Below are 10,692 nucleotides of genomic sequence, written 5' to 3'. Positions count from 1 at the left end.
GGAGACGTCCAGAGAGGCCAGGTAGTCCCACACCTGGTCGTCGGGCAAGGAGGTCGTGCACCCTCAGGTCGATCTCACCCAAGGAGGCGCGCTCGTTGAGCCACCTCGCCAGCTCCGGATCGCGCCGCGCACCGTCGGGTCGAGCACGTCCCGGAGCCCGTTCACCTGCAGCACAGGCACCCACCTCGGAGGGCGGCATTCTCCCACTGGCGCCACCGTGACGGAGGTTCAGCCAGCGTCGGTGAGCTGCTGCTCGAGGACCTCGATCCGGTCCTCCAGAGCCAGCACCCGAGCGATCCCCACGAGGTTCAGGCCGTCGGCGAGAAGCTCGCCGATGCGGCACAGGCGCTCGACGTCGGCGGTGCTGTACCGCCGGCTGCCGCCGGAGGTGCGGGCGGGCTGGAGCAGCCCGCGGCGCTCGTACACGCGCAAGTTCTGGATCTCCATCGAGGCCATCTCGGCGGCAACCGAGATGGCGAAGACACCGTGGTGCCTGTCGGTCACGCCCACCTCCGAAATTCCTCCGCACGTCCGCTTGAACTTCCCTGTCGTCGCCAGTATAAGAAATGTGTAACTACTGATACAGGTTGTGGGAGTTGAAGGAACCCACACGAATCATGAGGAGGAAGTCATGCTGCTGCGAACCACCGACCCGTTCCGCGACTTCGACCGTCTGACCCAGCAGTTGCTCGGCACCACTAACCGCCCGGCGGCCATGCCGATGGACGCGTGGCGCGAGGGCGAACGGTTCGTCATCGAGTTCGACCTGCCCGGGGTGGCCAGGGAGAGCATCGACATCGACGTCGAGCGCAACGTGCTCACCGTCCGCGCCGAGCGCGTCGCCCGCAACAGCGACTGGGAGTCTCTGGCCTCCGAGCGCCCCAAGGGCGCTTTCAGCCGGCAGCTGGTGCTCGGCGACAACCTCGACCTCGATCGTGTCGAGGCCGCCTACACCGACGGCGTGCTGCGGGTCGTCGTACCCGTCGCGGAGAAGGCCAAGCCGCGCAAGATTGAGATCTCCAGCAGCCCGGACATCGGAAAGCCCGCAGAGATCTCCGCCTGAACCGACCGGCACACGGCCGAGTCCCGGAGGGCCTGCACGAGAGCCGAGCCCTTACGCAGTGAGCTGCGGCCCCGTGCAGGCCACCGGAAGGGTCCCGCTTGCCAACAGCCGCGACGAGTGGGAACCGTGGATCGATGCTGCATCGCTCACACCTGTGGAGGTGCCACGGTTCTCCACCTGGCAACGACGGACAAGCGAAACGGCCCGTGGCCTGCGTCTTCGCAGGTCACGGGCCGATTCTCTGGCTCCCCCGGTTGGACTCGAACCAACAACCCTCCGGTTAACAGCCGAATGCTCTGCCAGTTGAGCTACAGGGGATCGCTTGTGCAGCGGGTGGAACAGTAGCAAGGACCCCGGCGAGAGTGGAAATCGGGTCCCCCTCGCGAGCGTCTCTCCTCAGTCGAGCCCGACGTCGTGGCGGGCGCCGGCCAGCGCCTCCTCGGCGGCGGCGCGTACGGCCGGGTCGTCGGGGTCGACGCCCTCGTCGTACTCGTACATCCAGAAGATCTCAGCGGCTCCGCGCGGGGCGCGTCGCGCGATCACGCGCATGTGCTGGCGCGGGGAGAGCTCGACGTGGCGCTGCAGCACGATGCTGGCCGTCACCCGCTCCCGCAGCAGCTCCAGCAGGCGGCCCGGCGTCTCGAGCGCGACCGCGTGCTCGGGACGCTGCTCGCCCCACGTGCCGACCTCGCTGACGCGCAACGTGCCCGACTCGACGTCCCAGCTGGCAGCCTCGACCTGCTCCCACGGCACCCGACGCTGCTCGGCCCCGGGCACGAGCACGTACAGCGCGTCCTGGGACCCGGCGAGCACGGTGCCGTCCTCGCCCGTCGCCCACGCCAGCAGCTTCTCGCCGCGGGGCAGGTCCACCGACGGCTTGGGCGTGCGGGTGGTGCGTCTCATCGTTCTCCCGTTCGTGTGCTCGTACGACCCGTGCGGCGGCCGCACCGGAGTCGGGTCACTGCTCGCCTGCGAGACGGTCCCGCAGCGTACGTCGGTGCTGCTCGAGGACGACGAGCTGCGAGAAGAGCTTGGTGTACTCGTCGGCCTGGGTGGCCTGGTTGGTGCGCTGCAGGCGCGACTTCACGTCGTCGATGCGGCGCGTGGCCGTCAGCTCCTGGAGCTTGTGCACCAGCGCGAGCACGTACTGGACGGTCAGCTCGCTGGCCAGCCGCACCGGCTCCACGCCCAACGCCGTCACGGTCCGCTGCACGAGAGGCTCCGTGGCGCTCGCCAGGACCCGGTTGGCCCAGCCCGGGTCGCCCGCACCGGACTCGACGCCGCCCGCGGCCATCACGGCCGCCCACAGCGCCCGGCACACCGGGTGCGTGAAGTCGTCGACGGTGACGTACGTCGTGGTGCGGCCCACCGTCGTCGGGTCCTGCAGGACCACCTTGAGCAGCTCGCGCTCGATCGCGTACCGCGGGTCGTCGAGGCGCGGCATCGGGCGTCGGGGCGCCGCCGGGGGGCCGTCCTGCTGCCCCGGCACGGCCGGGCCCGCCGGGGGAACGGCCCGGCGCTCGGTGTGCTGCGGCTTCTTCTCGGCCGGACGAGACGCGGCCTTCCGCACCTCGGCGCGGGCCTGCTCGACGTCGACGCCGATCATCTGCGCGATCTCGCGGGTGAACGCGTCCACCTTGGAGGAGTCGCGGACGCTGGAGACCATCTGCGCGGCCGCACGCAGCGCGTCCACGCGGGAGTCGGCGCGGTCGAGGTCGTAGCGGGCGAGCACGTTCTCCATCGCGAACTGGTAGAGCGGGCGCCGCGTCGACACCAGCTCGCGCACCGCCTCGTCGCCCTGCTGGAGCCGCAGGTCGCACGGGTCGAGACCGTCGGGCGCGACCGCGACGTACGTCGGGGAGGTGAACATGTGGTCGTTCTCGAAGACCCGCATCGCGGCCTTCTGCCCGGCCGCGTCACCGTCGAAGGTGAAGATGACCTCGCCGGACTGGTCGTCCTTGACGAACCGGCGCAGCACCCGCGCGTGGTCCTCACCGAACGCGGTGCCGCACGTGGCCACCGCGGTCTTCACGCCGGCCAGGTGGCACGCCATCACGTCGGTGTACCCCTCGACGACGACGGCCTGCCCACTCGAACCGATCTCGCGGCGCGCCAGATCGATCCCGTACAGCACCTGGGACTTCTTGTAGATCGGCGTCTCGGGGGTGTTGAGGTACTTCGCCTCGATCCGGTCGTCGTCGAAGATCCGGCGAGCCCCGAACCCGATCGTCTCGCCGCTGGCCTCGCGGATCGGCCACAGCAGACGACCGCGGAACCGGTCGTACATCGACCGACCCTGGGCGACCAGACCCGCCGCGACGACCTCCTCGTCGGTGAACCGGCGACCCTTCAGGTGCCGGTAGAGCGCCTCGCCGCCGCTGGGGGCGAACCCGACCCCGAACAGCTCGGCCGCGGCGTGGTCGAACCCGCGCTCCTCGAGGAACTGGCGCGCCTTGGCGGCCTCGGGGGTCAGGAGCTGCTCGGCGTAGAACTGCTGGGCGATCTTGTGCCCCTCGAGCAGCCGGCCGCGCGCGGGGCCGCGGGGACGCTCGGGCTTGTCGTCACCGCCCTCGCGGCGCAGCTGGACACCGTACTTCTCGGCCAGACGCTCGACGGACTCGATGAAGGTGAGCCCGTCGATCTTCATCAGGAAGGCGATGACGTCGCCGCCTTCCTGGCAGCCGAAGCAGTGGAACATCTGCCGCGCCGGGGTGACGTGGAACGACGGGGACTTCTCGTCGTGGAAGGGACACAGGCCCTTCAGGGAGCCGCCGCCGGCCCGCCGGAGCGTGACGTACGAGCCGACCACGTCGTCGATGCGCGCCTTCTCGCGCACCTCGGCGATGTCGTCGTCACGGATACGGCCCAGCACGCCTCGGAGTCTACGGCCGCGGCCCCGCGGGCGAGGTGCCGCCGGTGGATCTGTGGAGGACGGCTCAGGAAGTCGTCAGCGCACGGTGGCGCGACTCGGCGCTCGCATCGGTGAGGGACGCGATCTGGTCGACGACCACGCGCACCCGAGCCGCGTCGTCCCCGGCGGCCTCCCAGTCGTCGACGAACGGCCGGTCGAGGGCGTCGGGCCCCCGCTCCAGCATCGTCGTGAACAGGTCGGCCACCAGCTCACGCTGGCGGGCCATCAGGGCGACCCGGTCGTCGGCCTGCATGACGTAGTGGGCGGCGATCCCCTTGAGCACGGAGATCTCCACCTCGGTCTGCCGGGGAACCACCAGGTCTCCCCCGTGCCGCACCCACGGGCCGTCGCCCTGGGCGAACGTGGCCTCCTGCACGCTGCCGCAGAACCGGCCGATGAGGTCGCTGGTGAGGTTCTTCAGGGCCGCCAGCCCGCGGCGGGTGCCCTCGTACGGGGCGGTGGCCCAGCTCCCGATCGCGCGCATCCCCGCCAGCGCCGCGTCGAGCTCGGCGTCGGCGGCGTCGGGGAGGTACCACGAGCGGACGGTGTGCCACAGGGCGTCGGTGTCGAGCGCGGTGAGCTGGAAGCGTCCCGCGACGATGCCGTCCTCGACGTCGTGGACCGAGTACGCGACGTCGTCGGCCAGGTCCATCACCTGTGCCTCGATGCACTTGCCACGGCCCGGTGCCGGCGCCCGCAGCCAGTCGAAGACCTCGCGGTCGTCGTCGTACACGCCGAACTTGACCACGAACCGGGGCGTGCCGTCGGCGTGGACACCCCCGGGCTCCGGCGCCTCGCTGCGCGACCACGGGTACTTGGTGCACGCGTCGAGGGTGGCGCGGGTCAGGTTGAGCCCGACCGAGCGGTCGCGCCCGTCGAACGTCTTGGCCTCCAGCCGGGCCAGCAGCCGCAGCGTCTGGGCGTTGCCCTCGAAGCCGCCGGCGTCGTGGCTGAGCTCGGCCAGGATCCGCTCGCCGTTGTGGCCGAACGGCGGGTGGCCCAGGTCGTGCGCGAGGGCGGCCGTCTCGGCGAGGTCGGGGTGGCAGCCCAGAGCACGGGCCAGGTCGCGGGCCACCTGGGCCACCTCGAGGCTGTGGGTCAGGCGGTTGCGCACGAAGTCGTCGGTCTGCGGACCCACCACCTGCGTCTTGGCCGCCAGACGACGCGACGCGGCGGCGTGGACGACGCGCGCCCGGTCCCGCTCGAAGGCGGTGCGCACGGGGGCGTCGACCCGCTTCGGAGGCTCGGGGACGATCCGCTCGCGGTCGGCGTCGTCGTACAGGTGGTCGGGACTCATCGCGGCGAGCCTAACCGCGGCCGGTGACGCCGACCGGGAACGGGTTGGCTCAGGGCGCACCGTGCCGCAGGGCGACCCCCGCGACCCGGTCCCTCTCGTCGACGAAGAGCGTCACCGCCCACCACTCCATGCAGGAGGAGGCGCTGTCGGTCGGGACGACCAGGGTGACCGGCCTCAACCCCGTCAGCTCCGCGGGAGCCCGGCCGTTGCCGAACCCGCACGTGGGCGTCACGGAACCCTCGACGTCGTAGTAGCCGCCGCTGGCGGCCACGAGGTCCAGGGCGGAGAACGGTCCGCTGAACTCCGCGTAGGATCCCTCGATCTGCCACGCCGACAGGTCCCTGAGGGCGTCACCGGCGACGAGCTGCGAGCGCAGCCCGTCCTCGATGCCGACCCAGACCTCGCCGTCGGCGAACGGCGAGGCCAGCTCCGGGTCGGCCGCGAAGCGGTAGAAGGTCCGGGCCAGCGTGACGTCGGCGTCCCGGTGCTCCCCCGCCGGCTGGTACCCCGGCGAGCACGGCCCGCGGAACTCCGCGAGGTCGAGGGCGGCCATCCGGACGTGGACGACGGAGTCGGTGGTCAACGGCGTCCCGGGAGCCGGGCGCTGCCGTACGACCGTGCGGGGTCGGGCGCCGCAGCGCACCACGACCGGGCGTCCCCACGACGACGACACGTCGAGCTGGCCGAGCTGCTCGATGGCCGCCCCGGCCGTGAGCCCGCGCAGGGAGGGCATCGCCGTGCTCGTCGCGCGCGGGTCGGCGTCTGCCTCCGCGGCCTCCCCGGTCCCTGCGGCGTCACCCGACGACGACTCCTCCGCAAGCCGGTCGGGCTGCGACGTGGACGGCTCCGCCGCGTCGGGCGGGGCGGCGCAGCCCACGCCCAGGAGCAGTGCCCCGGCGACCAGCACGTGGCGTACGTCCATGACGGCCCTCCTGTGTGTCCAAGGAGTCCCGAGCCCCTCCGCGCGCCGCCGGCCGACGACGCGTCGTACCGCTGGGACGCCCGCCGGACGGGTCTGGTTGTCGACCACCCGAAAAGACCGACGCCGCCGCTGCTCGGGGCAGCGGCGGCGTCGTACGGCTCGGAGCCGGTGTCAGTAGACCGTGACGTGCACGTGGTCGTAGTGGTTGGCGGTGACCGACCCACGGTCGGACATGCCGCGCCAGCCCTCGCCGGAGCGTTCCACGGACCAGATCTTCTGCGAGTAGATGATGTACTCGATGCCGAGCGCCGCGTAGTTCTCGCGCAGGAAATCGGCGATCTCCCAGCCGGTGCCGCCGGAGATCATGATGTCGACCGCGCGACCCTGACCGTGCTCGCCGTCGCTGCGGAAGGTGCCGTACGTGGTCACCTCGGGCCAGTTGGCGCACACGGCCGCGTGGACCTTGGTGATCGACGGGTCGACGCCGCTGGGCACCGAGGTGCCGTTGGTGCAGGCGCCGCCGAGGTTGGGGCCCGGGTCGGGCTTCTCCTCGGAGAGGTAGGCCGCGGTGACCCAGAAGGTCTTGCCCTCCTGGACGATCTCGGCGCGCTCGTTGCTCCGGCGCCCGGTGACGAGCACCTTCTCGATCGCGTCGACCAGGCCGACCTGGGTGGCCTTGTCGTCCGGGGCGTCCCACAGGTTGAGGTCTGCGGTGGTCCAGAGCTTCTGCTTGGCCTTGCGGACCGCCGCCTTGGTCTCCTGCGAGGTGCGGGCGAACGGGTCGGCCTTCGCGGTGCGCTGCTGGGAGCGGGAGACCGGGACGTCGCGGGCCTCGGCGGCCTGGGCCTGGGTGATGGACTGGGTGAGCGGAACGTTGCGAGCCTTGTCGGCGAGCAGATCCTGCCCGGACGGGGTCTCGCTGGTGAGAACTCCGAGCCCGACGGCCGAGGCCGTCAGCAGCATCGCGGCCGGTGCGGCCACACTTGCTGCTCGTCGGATGTTCCTGCGGGCATTGGTTTCCCGCTTGTGGCGATGTTGTGCCACAGCGCTGATCCTTTGCTGATTGCTGACAGGGGTGGGTCAGTACGGGGGAAGGCTCGCGGGGACGGGCCGATGCTGACGTCGGACGAGTGAAACACACTCCCGGACGTCAGGGGCAATCAACGCCGAGAAATCTCATCGGTGTCACTCCACCCCTGGGGCGTGACTTACGCGTGACGTGAGCGTTATCCGCCCGTGACCTCGTGAGCATCCTCACGTACGACGCACCCGCGTCCGTCGGCGTCGTCGAGCCACCCCTCGGGGAGCACGACCTTGGCCCGCGGGGCGCCCTGGCGGCCCCGCGGCGCGCCCAGCTCACCGGCCGGGAACGGCTCGTGGGGGTCGAGCTGCTCGAGCATCTCGGCCAGCGAGGCGAGCGAGGTGACCAGGCCCAGCTGCTTGCGCAGCTCTCCCCCGGCCCGGAAGCCCTTGAGGTACCAGGTGATGTGCTTGCGGATCTCCTTGCAGCCCCGCTCCTCGCCCATGTGCTCGCTCAGGAGCTCTGCGTGGCGCAACATCATCGCGCGGACCTCGCCCAGCGTGGGCAGGGCCCGGCTCTCCTCCCCGGCGAAGGCGGCAGCGAGGTCGCGGAAGAGCCACGGACGGCCCAGGCAACCGCGCCCCACGACGACACCGGCGGCACCGGTCTCCTCGACCATGCGCAGCGCGTCGCCGGCCTCCCAGATGTCGCCGTTGCCCAGCACCGGGATGTCGACGTGGTCGACCAGACGGGCAATGGACTCCCAGTCCGCCTCACCGGAGTACGCCTGCTGCACGGTCCGCCCGTGCAGCGCGATCGCGGCGGTGCCGGTCTGCTCGGCGATCCGACCCGCGTCCAGGTAGGTGATGTGGTCCTCGTCGATGCCCTTGCGGGTCTTCATCGTGACCGGCACGTCGTACGGCGTGGCCGCCTTCACCGCGGAGGTCAGGATCTCCTCCAGAAGACCGCGCTTGTACGGCAGCGCTCCGCCGCCGCCCTTGCGGGTGACCTTGGGCACCGGGCAGCCGAAGTTGAGGTCGACGTGCGCGACGCCGTACTCGTTGCAGAGGATCTCGACGGCCTTGCCGATGTACGTCGGGTCGGTGCCGTACAGCTGCACCGAGCGGACGGACTCGAGCTCGTCGAAGACCAGCATCCGACGGGTGCCCTCGTCGCCCTCGACGAGCCCGCGCGAGGTGATCATCTCGCAGACGTAGAGGCCGGCGCCCTGCTCGGCGCAGAGGCGACGGAAGGCGGCATTGGTGACGCCGGCCATCGGCGCGAGGACCACGGGCGTGTCGACGCGCAGCGATCCCAGCTGCAGGTGGGAGGGCACGGCGGACATGGCTCCCATTGTCCGCGCCGTCACCGCAACGCCACAAATCTCATCAGTCCAGCGGCGGAAGGACCGGTCTCATGTGCCGTCCACGTACTGCTCGTACGGAACAGTGACGGGGCCGCCTCGATCGGACGCGCGGGTGCATCGCCCGGCGAGCGTGCATCGGACGAGGAGCGAGCCGCCCTTGTGGGCGAGCTCGAGAACGAAGGCGCGGTTGGACTCGAACCTGGCCGTCTCATCGTCCCGCCCCCCGGACGGCGTCGAGGGGTCGAAGGCCACAGCATCGAGGAGCTCGCCGTCCGACATGCGTCGCACCTCAAGGACACGTCGACCGTCGACGGGTTGGCTGGCGAGGCCGAGAACGAGAGTGCCGTCGGGTGAGACGTCGACCGCTCTGAACGGCGCCACCCAGGCCGGCGTGCCCGGGGCGGCCAACGAGGTGGGGCCGTAGGTGTTCGTGTAGTCGGTGTCGACGAAGATCAGGTCGCGAGCGATGAACCCCGCGTTGGTGTCCTCTGCGACCAGCCGGCGCTCTTGGCCGGGCCGCCACTCGTAAATGTCGGAGGTGAACTCTTCGTACGCCTCGCTCCACACAGACAGCCTCGTCAGGACGCTCCCGGAGTCCGCGTCCAGCGGCAGCGCCCACCAGTCCTGGAGGTCCGCCCTGGCCACGACGTCGCCGCTCACCGCGTCGTGGACTACCTGTCGTGCAGACAGGTCGAACCAGCGCGACTTGACCAACCGGCGCCCGTCCCGGGAGAGTGCCCAGCCGGTGTGGACGCCCGGTGCGACGCGCCACCGGGTGCGGGGCACGACCTGCGGGGAGCGACCCTTACGGACCCGGTAGACACGCCCCCGCGACGTCGCCTCGGCCGCCACCAGCCAGTCGCCCCCGGACCGGCCCAACAGGTGCAGGCGGCCGGGCCGGTGCGGGACGTCCACCCGGAAGGCACCGCTGCCGTCGCCCGGGCGCAACCGGTCGTCCTGGAGGGTGGCGATCCGTGCGTTGTGCCCCCGGTCGAGCTGGCCGGGGCGCAGGACGCGGACGACCTCGCCAGCCGATCCGGCCGTCGGGGACTCCTGACCCGTCACTGGGCCAGCCTGGGCGACGGGTTGCGCCGCCAGTGCCAGCACGACGCCCAAGAAGGCGATGATCGAACTCTTCACCTGTTCCCCCTTCGTTCAACCTGCACGTCGTATCCACCGACTGCCGGTCGGCCCGATCTTGGCACCCCCCGCTGTCGCGCGCAGCGCTATGCGCAAGGGAGGCAGCACCGCAAGCCCGACAACCGAACCCTCTCCTCGACGGGGAAAGCCAACGGCCCCGCCATCCAGGGGCGGGGCCGCAGCGGCGTCCGAGCAGCGTGGAACGAGGGTCAGCAGCCCACGAGCTTGTCGGCGAACCAGCGCGTGATGCCCTCGAGGCTCACCCGCTCCTGGCTCATCGAGTCGCGCTCGCGGATGGTGACCGCGTTGTCCTCGAGGGTGTCGAAGTCGACCGTGACGCAGTACGGCGTGCCGATCTCGTCCTGGCGGCTGTAGCGCTTGCCGATGGAGCCGGCGTCGTCGAAGTCGACGTTCCAGTTGCGGCGCAGCTCCGCGGCCAGGCCCTTCGCCTTGGGCGACAGGTCGGCGTTGCGGCTCAGCGGGAGCACCGCGACCTTGACCGGCGCCAGGCGCGGGTCGAGGCGGAGCACGGTGCGCGTGCGGGAACCGCCCTTGGTGTCGGGCGCCTCGTCCTCGGCGTACGCGTCGACCAGGAAGGTCATCAGGCTGCGCGACAGACCGGCCGCGGGCTCGATGACGTACGGGACGTAGCGCTCGTTGTTGGCCTGGTCGAAGTACGACAGGTCCTTGCCCGAGTGCTCCGCGTGCGTCGACAGGTCGAAGTCGGTGCGGTTGGCGATGCCCTCCAGCTCACCCCACTCCGAGCCGGTGAACCGGAAGCGGTACTCGATGTCGGTGGTGCCCTTGGAGTAGTGCGACAGCTTCTCCTTGGGGTGCTCGTACAGGCGCAGGTTGTCGCGGTCGACGCCGAGGTCGACGTACCAGTTGAGGCGCTCGTTGATCCAGTACTGGTGCCACTCGTCGTCCTCGCCCGGCTTCACGAAGAACTCCATCTCCATCTGCTCGAACTCA

At 70.9% G+C, this 10,692-nt stretch carries 10 protein-coding genes and 1 tRNA gene; 1 reads left to right on the top strand and 10 read right to left on the bottom strand.

All coding sequences use genetic code 11. The features are described from left to right. Window positions 1-228 precede the first annotated feature (228 nt). Complete coding sequence (locus tag ACI379_RS08845) at window positions 229-504, bottom strand: MerR family transcriptional regulator (protein WP_439791719.1); 276 nt, start codon at window positions 502-504, stop codon at window positions 229-231. Between the two features lie 127 nt (window positions 505-631). On the opposite strand from ACI379_RS08845, the gene ACI379_RS08840 reads away from it, so the two are divergent. Further along, complete coding sequence (locus ACI379_RS08840; protein WP_439791718.1) at window positions 632-1,063, top strand: Hsp20/alpha crystallin family protein; 432 nt, start codon at window positions 632-634, stop codon at window positions 1,061-1,063. Window positions 1,064-1,305: 242 nt separating this feature from the next. On the opposite strand, the gene ACI379_RS08835 is transcribed toward ACI379_RS08840, so the two are convergent. The 9 genes from ACI379_RS08835 to ACI379_RS08795 form a co-directional block, all read right to left on the bottom strand. Next, window positions 1,306-1,381: transfer RNA gene (locus ACI379_RS08835), tRNA-Asn, on the bottom strand. Window positions 1,382-1,459: 78 nt separating this feature from the next. Next, window positions 1,460-1,966 (bottom strand): hypothetical protein, encoded by a 507-nt coding sequence (locus ACI379_RS08830; RefSeq protein WP_439791717.1) that lies wholly within the window; start codon window positions 1,964-1,966, stop codon window positions 1,460-1,462. A 55-nt stretch (window positions 1,967-2,021) separates the two neighbouring features. After that, window positions 2,022-3,935, bottom strand: a complete 1,914-nt coding sequence (gene dnaG / locus ACI379_RS08825) for a DNA primase (RefSeq protein ID WP_439791716.1) — start codon at window positions 3,933-3,935, stop codon at window positions 2,022-2,024. Between the two features lie 64 nt (window positions 3,936-3,999). Beyond that, a complete protein-coding gene (locus ACI379_RS08820; RefSeq protein ID WP_439791715.1) occupies window positions 4,000-5,271 on the bottom strand; it encodes a deoxyguanosinetriphosphate triphosphohydrolase in 1,272 nt (423 codons plus the stop codon). Window positions 5,272-5,320: 49 nt separating this feature from the next. Beyond that, window positions 5,321-6,193 (bottom strand): hypothetical protein, encoded by an 873-nt coding sequence (locus ACI379_RS08815; RefSeq protein WP_439791714.1) that lies wholly within the window; start codon window positions 6,191-6,193, stop codon window positions 5,321-5,323. Between the two features lie 171 nt (window positions 6,194-6,364). Further along, window positions 6,365-7,174, bottom strand: a complete 810-nt coding sequence (locus tag ACI379_RS08810) for an SH3 domain-containing protein (RefSeq protein WP_439791713.1) — start codon at window positions 7,172-7,174, stop codon at window positions 6,365-6,367. 245 nt (window positions 7,175-7,419) lie between these two features. Then, window positions 7,420-8,559 carry a tRNA dihydrouridine synthase DusB gene (gene dusB, locus ACI379_RS08805; protein ID WP_439791712.1) on the bottom strand — a complete coding sequence of 380 codons (1,140 nt, stop codon included), beginning with the start codon at window positions 8,557-8,559 and terminating at the stop codon, window positions 7,420-7,422. 69 nt (window positions 8,560-8,628) lie between these two features. After that, window positions 8,629-9,720, bottom strand: coding sequence for a hypothetical protein (locus tag ACI379_RS08800; protein ID WP_439791711.1), 1,092 nt, complete (start codon window positions 9,718-9,720; stop codon window positions 8,629-8,631). Window positions 9,721-9,929: 209 nt separating this feature from the next. Next, the coding region (locus tag ACI379_RS08795; protein ID WP_439791710.1) for a glycine--tRNA ligase at window positions 9,930-10,692 on the bottom strand (763 nt) is incomplete at its 5' end.

Source organism: Nocardioides sp. (assembly GCF_051876515.1).
Classification (GTDB): Bacteria; Actinomycetota; Actinomycetes; order Propionibacteriales; family Nocardioidaceae; genus Nocardioides.
The sequence above is the reverse complement of the archived record's forward strand: the minus strand, read 5'-3'. Positions and strand labels throughout refer to the sequence as shown.

What these genes read in the sequence shown, in the direction of transcription:
- ACI379_RS08840 (WP_439791718.1), top strand. Translation starts at nt 632, where the DNA reads ATGCTGCTGCGAACCACCGACCCGTTCCGCGACTTCGACCGTCTGACC.
- ACI379_RS08830 (WP_439791717.1), bottom strand. Translation starts at nt 1,966, where the DNA reads ATGAGACGCACCACCCGCACGCCCAAGCCGTCGGTGGACCTGCCCCGC.
- ACI379_RS08820 (WP_439791715.1), bottom strand. Translation starts at nt 5,271, where the DNA reads ATGAGTCCCGACCACCTGTACGACGACGCCGACCGCGAGCGGATCGTC.
- ACI379_RS08815 (WP_439791714.1), bottom strand. Translation starts at nt 6,193, where the DNA reads ATGGACGTACGCCACGTGCTGGTCGCCGGGGCACTGCTCCTGGGCGTG.
- dusB (WP_439791712.1), bottom strand. Translation starts at nt 8,559, where the DNA reads ATGTCCGCCGTGCCCTCCCACCTGCAGCTGGGATCGCTGCGCGTCGAC.